Below are 14,992 nucleotides of genomic sequence, written 5' to 3'. Positions count from 1 at the left end.
CTGAAATAGTAACGGATTATAAATATTACAGGATGACATCCGCTTGCAACGGAGAATTTTCCACTGCTTACCGCGTGTCGCCGCAAGATGCGGCGGCGTCGCCAGATTAACTGCCAATCCACGTTGGGCATTGCCGGGTTCAGACAGGGCCCGGCTTTTTTTTGCCCGCTCTCCGGCGAACGGACAAGAAAAAAGGCCACGCGAGTGGCCCAAAGTTCGGAGAATAAGCCCGCGCAACAATCCTGCCTGCGGGCGCGGGCGGCAAACCGCCCGTTCTTGAGTTTGCGAGTGTAGCGCGTTGCGCCGACAGCGGCAACGCCATAATCCTGGCTAGTACCGCCCGGCTTTCACTCGCCCAATTCCGCCAGCAATTCCGCCTGCTGTTCGGCGATCAAAGCGTCGGTCAGCTCGCTCAGGTCGCCGTCCATCACATAATCCAGCTTGTACAAGGTCAGGTTGATTCGATGGTCGGTGATGCGGCCCTGCGGAAAATTATAGGTGCGGATGCGCTCGGAACGGTCTCCGGAGCCAATCAGGCTCTTGCGCTCGGCCGCCTCCTTCTGCTGCTGCTCGCGGCGCTGGATGTCCATGATGCGCGCCGCCAGCACTTGCATCGCGCTGGCCTTGTTGGCGTGCTGGGAACGGCCGTCCTGGCATTCCGCGACGATGCCGGTGGGCAGGTGAGTGATGCGCACTGCGGAGTCGGTCTTGTTGATGTGCTGGCCGCCGGCGCCGCTGGCCCTGAAGGTGTCGATGCGCAGGTCCGACGGGTTCAGCACCACGTCGGCCAGCTCGTCGGCTTCGGCCATCACCGCCACGGTGCAGGCTGACGTGTGAATGCGGCCCTGGGTCTCGGTCACCGGCACCCGCTGCACGCGGTGGCCGCCGGACTCGAACTTGAGCCGGGAAAAAGCGCCGAAACCAATCAGGCGCACGATCACTTCCTTATAACCGCCCAGATCGGATTCGCTGGCGGAAACAATCTCCGCCTGCCAACGGTTGCGTTCCGCGTAGCGGGTATACATGCGCAACAGGTCGCCGGCGAACAACGCGGCCTCGTCGCCGCCGGTGCCGGCGCGGATTTCCAGAAAGATGTTTCTCTCGTCGTTGGGGTCCTTGGGCAAGAGCAGCTTCTGCAACTCCAGCTCCAGCGCCGCCAGCTTGTCCTTGCCCTCGGCAATTTCCGCCTGGGCGAATTCCTTCATCTCCGGGTCCGACAACATTTCTTCCGCCGCGGCGATGTCGCTCTCGCACTGGCGATAAGCTTGGTAGGTTTCCACCACCGGGCTGAGTTCGGCATGCTCGCGGGTGAGCTTGCGGAACGCATCCATATTTTGAGTAGCCGCTTCGCTGGCCAGGAGGTGGGTAACCTCTTCCAGACGGTCGGCCAGTTGCGCCAGTTTGGCCGCAATTGACGCTTTCATTACGACTCCGGGTGTAAACGATAAAGACGCGCCACGGCTTCCACCTGCGCGTCGTGCTCCGCGCCGCGCCCGGACGACAAGGCCCGGGTGGGGGGATGCATCAATTTATTGGTCAGTTGAACCGACAGGGTTTCCAGCACCCGTTCCGGCGCTTCGCCGCGCGCCAGCTGCTTGAGCGCGGCGTCGAGCGCTGCGCGGCGCAGCCGGTCGGCGTCGTCGCGCAGCGCGCGGATCAGCGGCACGGCCTCGCGCTTTTTCAGCCAGTCGCTGAATTCGCAGACCCGCGCCTGGATGATGGTTTCGGCTTCCGCCGCCGCGCTCTGGCGTGCTTCCTTGCCCACTTCCACCACGCTGGCGATGTCGTCGACGCTGTACAGGAACACGTCGGCCAGCTTGCCCACCTCCACCTCGATGTCTCGCGGCACCGCCAGGTCCAGCATGAAGATGGGCCGGTGGCGACGAGCCTTGATCGCGCGCTCCACCATGCCCTTGCCTATGATGGGCAACTGGCTGGCGGTGGAGGTGACCAGCACATCGTAGCGCGGCAGGATGTCCGGCAGCTCGGCGAGGGTGACGGCGTTGCCGCCGAACTGCTCCGCCAGCCGCTGGCCGCGCTCCAGCGTGCGGTTGGCCACGGTGATACAGGAAGGATTGCGCGCAGCGAAGTGTGTGGCCACCAGCTCTATCATTTCCCCGGCGCCGACGAACAGGATGTTCAGTTCGCCTATGGTGGGGAAGATCTGCTCGGCCAGCTTGACCGCCGCCGCCGACATCGACACCGAACTGGCGCCCACCGCGGTATTGGAACGCACTTCCTTGGCTACGGCGAAGGTACGCTGGAACAGGCCGTTGAGCAGGGTGCCCATGGTGCCGGCGTGCTCGGCGCTGCGCACCGCGTCCTTCAACTGGCCCAGGATTTGGGTCTCGCCCAGCACCATGGAGTCCAGGCCTGAGGCGACGCGGAAAGCGTGGCGCGCGGCGTTGGCCTCGTCCAGTTGATAGAGATAGGGCTGCATCTCCGCCAGCGCCAGGCCGTGGAATTTGGCCAGCCAGCTGAGCGCCGCCTGCGGATCGCCGCCGGTGCAATAGATCTCGGTGCGATTACAGGTGGAGACGATGGCCGCCTCGCGCGCCGCGTGCGAGCTGACCAGGCTGTCCAGCGCCTTGGGCAACACCTCCGCAGGAAAAGCCAGCTTTTCCCGGATGGAGAGCGGTGCGGTATGGTGGTTCAAACCAAGGGCGAACAGATGCATGGGCGGATAAGCCGCGGAAAGAAATGGGGTATTTTAGCCTAACTTGAACCGCAAGTCCTGCGCCGCGGCGGCAAGCCGCGCCGGTCCGTCGTCAGCGCCTTATATGACATAGCAGAATCCGGCGCCGCGCGCCGGCTAAAATAGCGCGCGCTTCTTGCGCAAACCCCTATATGGTCCAAGCGGAGCTGACATAAGATAGCCCCTTCAAGGAGGACGAAATGTCGCTGAACCTCGCAGACATCCGCAAGGATTTTTCCAAGAAAGAACTGTCGCCGGAGGAGTGCCTGCCGGACCCGCTGGCCCAACTGGAGAGCTGGCTGAACCAGGCCATCGCCGCGCAAGTGCCCGAGCCTACGGCGATGAACCTGGCCACGGCCGGAGCGGACGGACGTCCCGCTTCGCGCATCGTGCTGCTCAAGGGGGTGGAGGACGGCCAACTGCTGTTCTACACCAATTATCTAAGCCGAAAAGGCCGCCAGCTGAACGACAACCCCTATGTGGCGCTGACCTTCTTCTGGCCGGAGCTGGAGCGGCAGATCCGCATCGAGGGCCGCGCGGCCCAGGTGGCGCCGGAAGTCTCGGACGCCTATTTCGCCAGCCGGCCCTACACCAGCCGCGTGGGCGCCTGGGCCAGCGAACAGAGCAGCGAGATCGGCTCCAAGAGCGTGCTGGTGTCGCGCGCGGCGATGTTCGGGGTCAAACACCCCTTGAGCGTGCCCCGGCCGCCGCATTGGGGCGGTTACGCGGTGACGCCGGACCGGCTGGAATTCTGGCAGGGCCGCCCCAGCCGGCTGCATGACCGAGTGCAGTATTCCTTGCTGGAAGACGGTGCTTGGAGGGTCGCGCGGCTGGCGCCTTAACCCTAGCTGGGTGAGAACAACTCATTGATATCATGCGCTTTACGCATATTCAAAAAACCGCAACCATCCATAATTAGACAGTTTGTCCGCTTTTATAGCGATAGGGATGTTGCCGCATCACAACAAGCCGCATCGGGATGATGCGGCTTTTCATTTTCTTGATGTTTCCCTCTCTTCTCCTTGTCTACCAAGGATTCGACGCCCTGCTTTGATTTCGGTCATGCCCGCCGCCGCTAGTCTCCAAGCAACTGGCACTTAGAACAGATGCATATCAAGGCGGAAAAACCAATACATAATTTATGCATTTGGCAAGTGGTCGTCAGAACAAACCAAGCCAGCGTCCTCTGATTTCAGCAACTCCTTTCCCATGCTCAGAGCGACGTCCCATGTCGGGAACGCATAAGGGACGCAGAGAATTCCACCCCCGCCCGATGGCGCCAGTCATCTTCGGGAAAGATTTCCAAGCGTCCGAAAGGGCAGGCGCAAGCCTGTCTGGCGCCGGCGGCCTTTACGCAAGACCCGCCGGCTTGACGCGGGGCATTACCGTGTCCCGCTGATCTACATTGGAGAAAATTCGTGATGAAAACCCAAACTGCGATGGTTCGCGTACTGGTGCTGTCCGCGCTGGCTCTGGCTTACGGCTCCGCCCAAGCCGCCGAGCGGGTCAATCTGGATGCGCTGAGCAAATCCAGTAAACTTGCCGCCGGCACCAGCGCGTTCAGTGCCGCCGGCATCAACCAGGGCGAACTCAAGGCGCAACGCAGCTCGCAATTCCCCAACGGCAAAGTCATCACCCGCTACCAGCAGTACTATCAGGGCGTGCCGGTGTGGGGCGAAGCCGTAGTGGAGGAAAAGCAATTCGCCAAAGGCTCGTCCACCGCCGCGGCCAGCAAATTGTCCGGCTACTATGTGCGCGGCATCGCCTCCGACCTGGCTTCGGTCAAGCCGGCTCTCAGCGCCTCCCAGGTGCTGGCCAACGCCAAGGCGCTGAAGGCCAACGGCTATGAAACCCGCAACGAAAAGACCGAACTGGTGGTGCGCCTGGACAAGCGCAACACCGCCCAGCTGGTCTATCTGGTGTCCTTCCTGGTGGAAGGCGGCAAGGATCCCAGCCGCCCGCACTTCATCATCGACGCCAATAGCGGCCAGGTGCTGAAACAGTGGGAAGGCCTGAACCACGCCGAAGCCAACGGCCCCGGCGGCAACGCCAAGACCGGCAAATATCTGTACGGCACCACCTACGGCCCGCTGATCGTCACCAGCGATTGCAAGATGGACAGCGGCAACGTCGCCACCATCAACCTGAACGGCGGCACCAGCGGCACCACCCCGTACAAGTTCGCTTGCCCCACCAACACCTACAAGGCCATTAACGGCGCCTACTCGCCGCTGAACGACGCCCACTACTTCGGCAACGTGGTGTTCAACCTGTACAAGGATTGGTTCAACCTGCGTCCGATCAACCAGAAGCTGCTGATGAAGGTGCATTACAGCCGCAACTATGAAAACGCGTTCTGGGACGGCAGCGCGATGACCTTCGGCGACGGCGCCACCCGCTTCTACCCGCTGGTGTCGCTGGATGTGTCCGCTCACGAAGTCAGCCACGGCTTCACCGAGCAGAACTCCGGCCTGGTCTACAGCGAACAGTCCGGCGGCATCAACGAAGCGTTCTCCGACATGGCCGGCGAAGCCGCCGAGTACTACATGAAGGGCAAGAACGACTTCCTGGTGGGCGCGGAGATCTTCAAGAAGACCGGCGCGCTGCGCTACTTCGCCGACCCGACCAAGGACGGCCGCTCCATCGGACACGCCAATGACTACACCAGCGGCCTGGACGTGCACTACTCCAGCGGCGTGTACAACAAGGCCTTCTACCTGATCGCCACCAGCCCCGGCTGGAATACCCGCAAGGCCTTTGAAGTGTTCGTGGACGCCAACCGCCTGTACTGGACCGCCAACGCCACTTACAACAGTGCCGCTTGCGGCGTGGAGAAAGCAGCCGAGGCGCGCGGTTACAACAGCGCCGACGTCACCAAGGCCTTCACCGCCGTGGGCGTGGCTTGCGACAGCTGATGACCGTCTGACGGCGCGGCCATGACGGCCCGCGCCGTTTCTCCCATCCGCCGGCCATGGTCCGCCCATGGCCGGCATCGCTCAGGAATTCCGGAATGCTCACTCTCAAACCAAGTCTCGTCGCGCTCTTGGCCGCCACCAGTCTGGCCGGCGCCGTCCAGGCCGCGCCGGTATGGATTTCCATCGGCGAGGACGCCTATCAGTTGCTGCAACAAGTCAGCCCGAAAAGCCGCAGCCAGGAAAGCCGCCAGCTGGCGGTGAGCGCGCTGCCGGCCGGCGTGTCCGCCAAGGGCGTGGCCACCGAGAAAGTCCACCTGGTGCAAGTGGACGACAGCGTGCTGCCGCAATTGTCGGACGCCATCCACCACAGCCTGCGCCATTGCGGCGGCTTCATCGTGCACAAGGATCTGCAGGACGCGCGCACCGCGCTGAAAGCCCCGGTGGCCAGCGCGCTGCTGCCCAGCTACCAGATCAACGACCAGGCCGCCGTCAACAAGCTGTTGCCGCAGCTGCAGGACAGCAACATCCTCGGCACCATCCAGTCCCTGTCCAACTACCAGAACCGCTTCTACACCACCAGCCACGGCGTCAACGCCTCCAACTGGATCGCCAGCCAATGGCGGCAGCTAGCCGCCGGCCGCGGCGACGTGAGCGTGGAGCAGTTCGCCCACAGCGCCTGGCCGCAGAAATCGGTGATTCTCACCATCAAGGGCAAGGACAACGCCGCCGAAACCCTGGTGCTGGGCGGGCATCTGGACTCCACCGTGGGCAACGGCACCGGCGAAACCAGCCGCGCGCCGGGCGCCGACGACGACGCTTCCGGCATCGCCAGCCTGACCGAGGTGATCCGCGTGCTGATGGCCAACAACTACCAGCCGCGCCGCACCATCAAGTTCATGGCCTATGCGGCGGAAGAAGTGGGCCTGCGCGGCTCCTCCGACATCGCCAACCGCTACAAGCAGCAGAAGGTCAACGTGGTGGGCGCCTTGCAGCTGGACATGACCAACTACCAGGGCAGCGCGGAGGACATCTTCCTGTTCACCGACTACACCAACGCGTCGCAGAACACCTTCCTCGCCAACCTGGCCAAGGTCTATCTGCCCAATCTGAAAGTGGGCTACAGCTCTTGCGGCTACGCCTGCTCCGACCACGCCTCCTGGCACAAGAACGGCTATCCGGCGTCCTTCCCGTTCGAATCCGCCTTCAACCAGTCCAACCCCAATATCCACTCCGTGCGCGACACCCTCGCCAGCGCCGGCAACCAGGCTCGCCACGCGCTGAAATTTTCGCAGCTGGCGCTGGCCTACGCAGTGGAGTTGGGCAGCGACGGCCCGGCCGCCAAACGCTGAGCCCGTCTTCATCTCCGCTTGACGCGCCCACCCCGTTGCGGGGTGGGTTTTTCATGGCGGAAGGCGCGATGAAATGGTTTTAAACGCCGGCCTCTCGCCGCATATCCACATGCGGAATGCCGCCGTCGTCGTAAGCCTCGGACACCGCGCAGAAGCCGAAACTTTCGTACAAGGCCTGCGCGTCGGTCTGCGCCGACAACATGATGGCCGCCTGCGGGAAATGCGCGCGGCACTGCGCCACCGCCTGCGCCAGCAGCGCCTTGCCCAGACCCTGGCCGCGCGCCTCCGGCGCCACCACCACCCGGCCTATCGCCGCCGCGTCCGGGTATTTCTCCCCCGGCGCGATCAGGCGCGCGTAAGCCAGCAACCGGCCGCCGTCGTCGTGGCCGGACAGGTGCAGGCAGTGCACATCCACACCGTCCACGTCGCCGTAAATCGACTGCTGCTCCACCACGAACACCCGGTCGCGCAACTGCAAGGCCCGATACAGCGCCAGCGGCGTAAAACCATCGAAACGGTGGCAGTGCCACGCAACTCGGTTTGCCATAGTAGAATTCCCCTGAACTGATTCATTATCATCGGCCGGCTTGCGGCGCACCCGGGCCAAGCTTACGACAACGCGTCCTCGCCAGCTATAACCGTGAGGACAGGCTTTGCCGTGGCGCAAACGCCGGCCGATGAACGCTAACCGATTCACCTCCTGCCTTGCCCATATGAACGATAACGATCTGTTTGCCGAGAATACGCCGGACGGCGCCGCCGCTCTGACCCCGCCGCCGCCCACTCCGCCCGCGGCAGACGCCGACGACGGCGAGTGGATTCCGCTGGACCTATACGCCGAGCGCGCCTACCTGGAATACGCGATGAGCGTGGTCAAGGGCCGCGCGCTGCCGGAAGTGGCCGACGGCCAGAAACCCGTGCAGCGCCGCATCCTGTACGCGATGCGCGACATGGGCCTGGCCCACGGCGCCAAGCCGGTGAAATCGGCGCGCGTGGTCGGCGAAATCCTGGGTAAATACCACCCGCACGGCGACAGCTCCGCCTACGAAGCGCTGGTGCGCATGGCGCAGGACTTCACGCTGCGCTACCCGCTGATCGACGGCCAGGGCAACTTCGGCAGCCGCGACGGCGACGGCGCGGCGGCGATGCGTTACACCGAGGCGCGGCTGACGCCGATCGCCGACCTGCTGCTGTCGGAAATCGACATGGGCACCGTGGACTTCGTACCCAATTACGACGGCGCCTTCGAGGAGCCGCGCTTGCTGCCGGCGCGCCTGCCCATGGTGCTGCTCAACGGCGCCTCCGGCATCGCCGTGGGTCTCGCCACCGAAATCCCGCCGCACAATCTGACCGAAGTGGCCAGCGCCTGCGTCGCCTTGCTGGACAATCCGGAGCTGGACACCGCGGCGCTGATGCAATACGTGCCCGGCCCGGACTTCCCCGGCGGCGGCCAGATCATCACCCCGGCCGAAGACATCCTCGCCGCCTATGAGAGCGGCCGGGGCAGCGTGCGCGTGCGCGCCAAATGGGAAGTGGAAAAACTGGCGCGCGGCCAGTGGCGCGTGATCGTGTCCGAGCTGCCGCCCGGCTCCAGCGCGCAGAAAGTGCTGGCGGAAATCGAAGAAGCCACCAATCCCAAGGTCAAAACCGGCAAGAAGACGCTGACTCAGGATCAGCAAAACCTGAAGAGCCTGATGTTGTCGCTGTTGGACCGCGTACGCGACGAGTCCGATAGCGCGTGCCCGGTACGCCTGGTGTTCGAACCCAAATCCAGCCGCCAGGACCCGGACGAGTTCATCAACACCTTGCTGGCGCAAACCAGCCTGGAAGGCAACGCCTCGATGAACCTGGTGATGATAGGCCTGGACGGCCGGCCGGGTCAGAAAGGCCTCAAGCCCATTCTCAGCGAATGGCTGGACTTCCGCCGCACCACCGTCACCCGCCGCCTGCAGCACCGGCTGGCCCAGGTGGAAAAGCGCATCCACATCCTGGAAGGGCGGATGATCGCCTTCATCCACATCGATGAAGTGATACGCGTGATCCGCGAATCCGACGAGCCCAAGCCGGACCTGATCAAGGCCTTCGGCCTGACCGAGATCCAGGCCGAGGACATCCTGGAAATCCGCCTGCGCCAACTGGCGCGGCTGGAAGGCTTCAAGCTGGAGAAAGAGCTGTCCGACCTGCGCGAGGAGCGCGAAGGCCTGCACCATGTGCTGGACACCCCGGACGCGCTGCGCACCATGATGCGCGAAGAAATCCAGGCCGACGCCGCCAAGTACGGCGACAAGCGCCGCAGCGAGATCAAGACCGCCGAGCGCGCGGTGCTGACCCAGACCATAGCCGACGAGCCGGTCACCATCATCCTGTCGCAAAAGGGCTGGATCCGCGCCCGCGTCGGCCACAACGTCGACCTCACCGCGCTGGCCTTCAAGGACGGCGACGCGCTGCACACCGTGGTGGAAACCCGCACCGTGTGGTCGGTGATCGTGCTGGACTCCAAGGGCCGCGCCTACACCGTGGATCCGGCCGACGTGCCCACCGGCCGCGGCGACGGCGTGCCGGTGGCTTCGCTGGTGGACCTGCAGGACGGCGCCAAGCCGGCTCAGATGCTATCCGGAAAAGACGAGGCCCGCTTCGTCGTCGCCGGTTCCGGCGGCTACGGCTTCATCGCCAAGCTGGGCGACATGGCCGGACGGGTCAAGGCCGGCAAAGCCTTCCTGACGCTGAACCCGGAAGAAACCGTGCTGACCCCCGCGCCGCTGCCGGCCGCCGGCATCGCTGAAGCCACCCAGTTGGTGGCCGCCGCTGACAACGGCCGGCTGCTGGCCTTCCCGGCCGCCGAACTCAAGGAGCTGGCCAAGGGCCGCGGCCTGATGCTGATGGCGGTGGAAGACGGCGAAGCCGTCACCGCCGTCGGCCTCATCAACGGCGAAAAAGCGCTGCTGTCCACGCTGTCTGTGCGCGGCAAGGCCTCCGATGAAAAACTGGCGCTGGCGGAATTCGCCGGCAAGCGCGGCAAGAAGGGCAAGCTGATGCCGAAGAAATGGAGCGTCAGCGCCATCTGCGAGCTGCCGACGACATGAACCAGGACCGCCCGCCGACGCCGTTGACCCCGCGCAGCGGGCTGGTCTTCATCAACAGCTTCCGGGCGGCGCTGCTGCTGGTGCTGCTGGCGATGTCCCTGTTCGCCAACCGCGAAGGCGAATCGCTGGTGGCCGGCGGCAAGGCCTTTTATCTGTGGAGCGGTGTCTACGCCGCGCTGATCGGCGCCTGGTTCCTGCTGCGCAACGGCCGGCTGGCCCACACCCTGCAGCTGACCCTGGCCATCGCCGCCGACATCGCGATGATCGTGCTGCTGATGGGCATCAACGACGGCGTGCGCAGCGGCTACGGCATCCTGCTCTTGCCCTATCTGGCGGTGGCCGGCCTACTGTCCTCCGGCCGCTACGCGCTGTTCTACGCCTCCATCGCCACGCTGATCCTGCTGTCCTTCGTCGGCGTCGAGCAATACCTGGGCATAGGCCGCGGCTCGGATTTCTACTACTCCGCGCTGCTGGCCACCGCCGGCTTCATCACCTCCATCGTCACCTGGAAGCTGGGCCGGGTGGCGCGCGACTCCGAAGCGCTGGCCACCCGCCGCGGCGGCGAGATCGCCAACCTCAACCGCCTGAACGAGCTGGTGTTGCAAAGCCAGCGCGACGCGGTGGTGGTGCTGGACCCCTCCGGCCTGCTGCGTCAGTTCAACAATCAAGCGGCGCGCTACTTTGGCGCCATGCGCCGCGGCCACGCCGTTCCCGAACTGCTGCCGCTGGTGGAACGCTGGCGACACAACGGCTGCCCTCCCAATCCCAGCTTCATCGACCGCAACATCCGCGGCCGCCAATTGGTGGGCCGCATGGTGCCGGTGCTGATGGGCGACGACCACGCGCTCCTGCTGTTCATGCGCGACATGGCGGACATGGCGGAGGAGGGCAAACGCGTCAAACTGGCGGCGCTGGGGCGGCTCACCGCCAATATCGCCCATGAAATCCGCAACCCGCTGTCGGCGATCAACCACGCGGCCGACCTGCTGGCCGAAGACGAAACCGACCCCGCGCGCCAACGGCTAATCCGCATCGTGCAGGGCAACAGCAAACGCATCAACCACATGGTGCAAGAAGTGCTGGCCTTGAACCGCCGCGACCGGATCAAAGCCGAGCCGATACGGCTGCAGCCCTTCCTGGATGAGCTGCTGGACCACTTCGGCGTGGTGGAGGCCGCCGCCGCCGGCGCGATCTGCTGCGTCTATCAGGCGCAGGCCGCCGCGGTCCAGTTCGACCGCGGCCACTTTGGCCAGATTCTCAACAATCTGCTGGCCAACGCCTGGCGCTACTCCAGCAAACAGCCGGGCGCGGTGCGCATCGAAGTGGGCGAAGTGGAAAACCACCTGACCATCAAGGTAATGGACGATGGCCCAGGCATGAGCGAAGATGCCCAGGCCCGCTTGTTCGAACCCTTTTTCACCACGGAAAGCGCCGGCACCGGACTGGGCCTGTACATCGCGCGCGAACTGGCGGAAGCCAACGACGCGCGGCTGGACTACTGCCCGCCCGGCGGCGTGTTCCGTCTGATCTGTCACAAGGCTTATGGCTAAATCCTCCCTGCGCGTGCTGGTGATCGACGATGAACCGGACATCCGCGAACTGCTGGAACTGACCCTGATCAAGATGGGGCTGGACGTGGCCACCGCCGCCAGCGTCGGCGCCGCCAAACTCAGCCTGAACAGCCAGCCCTTCGACCTGGCGCTGACCGATATGCGCCTGCCGGACGGCGAGGGCATCGAAGTGGTGCGCCATATCGCCGAACAGGGCCTGGACGTGCCCATCGCGGTGATCACCGCCTACGGCAATACCGACAACGCGGTACTGGCGATGAAGGCCGGCGCCTTCGACTATCTGCAAAAACCGGTCAGCCTGGCTCAATTGCGCAGCCTGGTGAAATCCGTGCTGCGCGTGGACAACGGCAAAGCCGAGGCCGCGGTGCGGCTGGACGGCGAATCGCCGGCGATCCAGGAAGCGCTGCGCTTGATCGGCAAGCTGGCGCGCAGCCAGGCCGCGGTTTACGTCAGCGGCGAATCCGGCACCGGCAAGGAACAGGCGGCGCGGATGATACACGAGCACAGCGCGCGCGCCGAACGGCCGTTCATCCCGGTCAACTGCGGCGCCATCCCGGAAACGCTGATGGAAAGCGAATTCTTCGGCTACCGCAAAGGCGCGTTCACCGGCGCCGACAACGACCGCGACGGCTTCTTTCAGCAAGCCAACGGCGGCACGCTGTTTCTGGACGAAGTGGCCGACCTGCCGCTGGCGATGCAGGTCAAACTGCTGCGCGCGATCCAGGAAAAGAAAGTGCGCCGCCTGGGCAACGCCCAGGAAGAAGCGGTGGACGTGCGCATCATCTGCGCCACCCACAAGGACTTGGCCGCGCGGGTAGACGCCGGCAACTTTCGCCAGGATCTGTACTACCGGCTAAACGTGCTCCCGCTGCGCATGCCGCCGCTGCGCGAACTGCGCGAGGATCTGCCGCGCTACATCGCCAGCCTGCTGGAACGCTTTTCCCCCGATGAAAAGCCGCGGCTGGCGCCGGCGGCGCTCAAAGCCTTGCTGGAATACAACTATCCGGGCAATTTCCGCGAACTGGAAAACATCCTGGAACGCGCGGTGGCCCTGGCCAACGACGCCCGCATTGAATTGCGGGACCTGCAACTGCTGCCGAGCGATCAGGGCGGCCATGGCGACGGCGAGGCGCCGACCTGCGCCGACGGCGAGGCGCTGCAGGACTTTCTGGACCGCGTGGAGCGCGAAGCCATCCTCAAGGCGCTGGAGAGCACCCGCTTCAACCGCACCCAAGCCGCCAAGATGCTGGGCGTAACCTTCAGATCGATGCGCTATCGGATGGAAAGACTGGGCATCAAGTAAGAGCCTGTTCAAAGTCTACTGCGCTTCGGCGATACGGCGTTGAAAACGCCCTCGAAATGCTCATGTACCACGTGTACATTCCGCTTTCTCAGCCGTTTTCGCCTTGTCTCGCCCTTGCTCGCGAGACTTTGAACAGGCTCTAAGCACGTTGTGGATAAGCACGGCATTGCGTCAAACCCTGTGGATAAGCCATATTCTCGCTTTTTACCGGTCCCCCGCCGGAAACCCGGGAAGCCCGGCCGCGCAATCGCTACAATGCGGCAGCCGCGGCTCGCGTCCGCGCATCAGGCAAGGCCGGACCCGGGCCAGCGGCTATAAAGAATCTATTCGACGGCCCCGCCCAAGGGCGCGCCATTGCAACCATATCGATACTCGCTACCGGCCCATGGCTTTCACGCCGCTCCACCTCGTCCTCCGCGCCTTGCCGGCCCTGCTGCTCAGCGCCCAGATTGCGGCGCTGCCGTCGCTACGGGTGGCGCTGGGCGAAACCAAACAACCCTATATCGACGCCGAACGCGGCAAGGGCGTGGAATACGACATCGTCAGCCAGGCCTTAAGCCAGGCGGGTTATCAGCCGCAAATCCGCTTCGGCCCCAATCTGCGCGCGCACAACTGGCTGGCAAACGGCCAGGTGGACGCCGCCATCGCCAATAGCGGCGGCCATGTTTCCGAGCCCTACATCGTTTACCAGAACATGGCGATCACGCTGTGCAAACGCCGCATCCACCTACAGCGGCTGGACGACCTGGTTCGCTTCCGGGTGGCGGCCTTTCAGGGCGCCCACCTTTATCTGGGGCCAGCTTTCGCCGCGCTGACGCCGCAGATTCCGTCCTACCGCGAAGAATCGCCGCAGGTCACCCTCAACCGCCTGTTGTACAGCGAGCGCACCGACGTGGCGATTTCAGACATCAACATCTTCCAGCAGTTTAGCCACGATCTCAGCCGCGAGATCGACATCAGAGCCAAGCTCTGCCCATACGCGCTGTTCACGCCCACTCATTACCGGCTGACTTTCCGCAATGCCCGCGACCGCGACCGTTTCAATCTGGGCCTGCGCCGCTTCGCCGCCGCCGGCGGCTACGAGAAACTGGCCGAACGCTATCAGCTTCCCACCCAGCACGGGCGCCCCTGGTTCAAGCCCTGAGAACCTGTTCTAAAGTCTGCTGCGCTTCGTGAGAGGTGACACGGTGAGTACGGCTTCGAAATGCTCATATACCGCTTGTACACTCCGCTTTCTCAGCCATTTTCGCCTTGTCTCGCCTTAGCTCGAGAGATCGTAAACACGTTCTGAGAGCACGTTGCTGCGCACGGCTGGCCTAAGGGAGGGCGTCTGCTCTGGATCAATAACCTTCGCCGCCGCGCGGTGTTAGCATGGTTTGGCAGTATCCAATCGCTGACGACTACCGATTTTGCCCTTACGCTTCGCTCAGGCCCGCGTCGTTAGCCGCTCCATGTATCCACCCGCCCAAGGAGTCGCCCATGTTTCCCGAATACCGCGAACTGATCAGCAAGCTGAAAACCGAAGACGATCACTTCACCCGCCTGTTCAACAAACACAACGACCTGGACCAGAAGATCAAGAATATGGAAGCGCGTATCGAGCCTTCCGCCGACTTCGAAATCGAAAATCTGAAGAAGGAAAAACTACGGCTCAAGGACGAGTTGTACGCCATCCTGAGGAAGGCGGCCGATTAGAACGTGTTTACGATCTCGCGAGCTAAGGCGAGACAAGGCGAAAATGGCTGAGAAAGCGGAATGTACGCGTGGTACATGAGCATTTCGAAGGCGTACTCACCGTGCCACGCTTCACGACGCGCAGCAGATCGTAAACAGGTTCTTAAGTCCGGCGTCTCCGCGCAATGACAAAGCCCGCCAGATGGCGTAATGCCAGTCAGTTAACGCTGACTGGCATTTTTCGTTGGATATTTGTGTGCCCTGTTCTTCACGACTCGCGGGCAATGTCGGCCTGGTCTGCGTGGTGGCAGCACAAACAGCCTCGACTGCTCCAGTAAGCGCGCCAATTGGGCGGGTAACGTACCTGCTGATGCCAGACTGGCAAAGCACAACACATTCAAT

General features: G+C 63.6%; 12 protein-coding genes. 8 read left to right on the top strand and 4 right to left on the bottom strand.

All coding sequences use genetic code 11. From position 1 onward, the window contains the following. Positions 1 to 347: 347 nt before the first annotated feature. Together prfA and hemA are read right to left on the bottom strand one after the other, a co-directional pair. Positions 348 to 1,424, bottom strand: a complete 1,077-nt coding sequence (gene prfA, locus B0T39_RS19860) for a peptide chain release factor 1 (protein ID WP_081549675.1) — start codon at positions 1,422 to 1,424, stop codon at positions 348 to 350. Next, positions 1,424 to 2,677, bottom strand: coding sequence for a glutamyl-tRNA reductase (gene hemA, locus B0T39_RS19855; RefSeq protein WP_081549673.1), 1,254 nt, complete (start codon positions 2,675 to 2,677; stop codon positions 1,424 to 1,426). Before hemA ends, prfA begins: the two co-directional genes overlap by 1 nt. A gap of 218 nt (positions 2,678 to 2,895) precedes the next feature. Between hemA and pdxH the strand changes: the two genes are divergently transcribed. The 3 genes from pdxH to B0T39_RS19840 all read left to right on the top strand — a co-directional run bounded on the left by pdxH (position 2,896) and on the right by B0T39_RS19840 (position 6,959). Further along, a complete protein-coding gene (gene pdxH, locus B0T39_RS19850) occupies positions 2,896 to 3,537 on the top strand; it encodes a pyridoxamine 5'-phosphate oxidase (RefSeq protein WP_081549671.1) in 642 nt (213 codons plus the stop codon). 579 nt (positions 3,538 to 4,116) lie between these two features. Beyond that, positions 4,117 to 5,610, top strand: coding sequence for a M4 family metallopeptidase (locus B0T39_RS19845; RefSeq protein ID WP_141111319.1), 1,494 nt, complete (start codon positions 4,117 to 4,119; stop codon positions 5,608 to 5,610). A gap of 95 nt (positions 5,611 to 5,705) precedes the next feature. Continuing rightward, positions 5,706 to 6,959 (top strand): M28 family metallopeptidase, encoded by a 1,254-nt coding sequence (locus tag B0T39_RS19840; protein WP_081549669.1) that lies wholly within the window; start codon positions 5,706 to 5,708, stop codon positions 6,957 to 6,959. Between the two features lie 79 nt (positions 6,960 to 7,038). On the opposite strand, the gene B0T39_RS19835 is transcribed toward B0T39_RS19840, so the two are convergent. Then, on the bottom strand, positions 7,039 to 7,506 hold the full coding sequence (locus B0T39_RS19835; protein ID WP_081549667.1) for a GNAT family N-acetyltransferase: 468 nt from the start codon (positions 7,504 to 7,506) through the stop codon (positions 7,039 to 7,041). Positions 7,507 to 7,672: 166 nt separating this feature from the next. Here B0T39_RS19835 and parC point away from each other — a divergent pair, with 166 nt between their 5' ends. The 5 genes from parC to B0T39_RS19810 all read left to right on the top strand — a co-directional run bounded on the left by parC (position 7,673) and on the right by B0T39_RS19810 (position 14,611). Continuing rightward, positions 7,673 to 10,042 carry a DNA topoisomerase IV subunit A gene (gene parC, locus B0T39_RS19830; RefSeq protein WP_081549665.1) on the top strand — a complete coding sequence of 790 codons (2,370 nt, stop codon included), beginning with the start codon at positions 7,673 to 7,675 and terminating at the stop codon, positions 10,040 to 10,042. Then, entirely contained in the window at positions 10,039 to 11,592 is a 1,554-nt protein-coding gene (locus tag B0T39_RS19825; RefSeq protein ID WP_081549719.1) for a sensor histidine kinase, read from the top strand. The genes parC and B0T39_RS19825 overlap by 4 nt, the downstream gene beginning before the upstream one ends. Continuing rightward, complete coding sequence (locus tag B0T39_RS19820) at positions 11,585 to 12,916, top strand: sigma-54-dependent transcriptional regulator (protein WP_081549663.1); 1,332 nt, start codon at positions 11,585 to 11,587, stop codon at positions 12,914 to 12,916. The genes B0T39_RS19825 and B0T39_RS19820 overlap by 8 nt, the downstream gene beginning before the upstream one ends. Positions 12,917 to 13,301: 385 nt before the next feature. Further along, complete coding sequence (locus tag B0T39_RS19815; protein ID WP_081549661.1) at positions 13,302 to 14,060, top strand: substrate-binding periplasmic protein; 759 nt, start codon at positions 13,302 to 13,304, stop codon at positions 14,058 to 14,060. Between the two features lie 335 nt (positions 14,061 to 14,395). After that, the gene (locus tag B0T39_RS19810) at positions 14,396 to 14,611 is read left to right on the top strand and encodes a YdcH family protein (protein ID WP_043593468.1); all 216 of its coding nucleotides are present in this window, start codon (positions 14,396 to 14,398) and stop codon (positions 14,609 to 14,611) included. A gap of 111 nt (positions 14,612 to 14,722) precedes the next feature. Here B0T39_RS19810 and B0T39_RS25960 read toward each other — a convergent pair. Continuing rightward, positions 14,723 to 14,992, bottom strand: a 270-nt coding sequence (locus B0T39_RS25960; protein WP_217806295.1) for a hypothetical protein, incomplete at its 5' end; no start/stop codon positions are given.

The organism is Chromobacterium haemolyticum, assembly GCF_002081825.1.
In the GTDB taxonomy this organism is placed as follows: domain Bacteria; phylum Pseudomonadota; class Gammaproteobacteria; order Burkholderiales; family Chromobacteriaceae; genus Chromobacterium; species Chromobacterium fluminis.
Note: the sequence above shows the minus strand (reverse complement) of the source record. Positions and strands in the feature narration are given on the sequence as shown.

Excerpts from the sequence above, each read along its gene's own strand:
- parC (WP_081549665.1), top strand. The coding sequence starts at position 7,673 with ATGAACGATAACGATCTGTTTGCCGAGAATACGCCGGACGGCGCCGCC.
- B0T39_RS19840 (WP_081549669.1), top strand. The coding sequence starts at position 5,706 with ATGCTCACTCTCAAACCAAGTCTCGTCGCGCTCTTGGCCGCCACCAGT.
- B0T39_RS19825 (WP_081549719.1), top strand. The coding sequence starts at position 10,039 with ATGAACCAGGACCGCCCGCCGACGCCGTTGACCCCGCGCAGCGGGCTG.
- B0T39_RS19845 (WP_141111319.1), top strand. The coding sequence starts at position 4,117 with ATGAAAACCCAAACTGCGATGGTTCGCGTACTGGTGCTGTCCGCGCTG.
- hemA (WP_081549673.1), bottom strand. The coding sequence starts at position 2,677 with ATGCATCTGTTCGCCCTTGGTTTGAACCACCATACCGCACCGCTCTCC.
- prfA (WP_081549675.1), bottom strand. The coding sequence starts at position 1,424 with ATGAAAGCGTCAATTGCGGCCAAACTGGCGCAACTGGCCGACCGTCTG.
- B0T39_RS19810 (WP_043593468.1), top strand. The coding sequence starts at position 14,396 with ATGTTTCCCGAATACCGCGAACTGATCAGCAAGCTGAAAACCGAAGAC.
- B0T39_RS19835 (WP_081549667.1), bottom strand. The coding sequence starts at position 7,506 with ATGGCAAACCGAGTTGCGTGGCACTGCCACCGTTTCGATGGTTTTACG.
- B0T39_RS19820 (WP_081549663.1), top strand. The coding sequence starts at position 11,585 with ATGGCTAAATCCTCCCTGCGCGTGCTGGTGATCGACGATGAACCGGAC.
- B0T39_RS19815 (WP_081549661.1), top strand. The coding sequence starts at position 13,302 with ATGGCTTTCACGCCGCTCCACCTCGTCCTCCGCGCCTTGCCGGCCCTG.
- pdxH (WP_081549671.1), top strand. The coding sequence starts at position 2,896 with ATGTCGCTGAACCTCGCAGACATCCGCAAGGATTTTTCCAAGAAAGAA.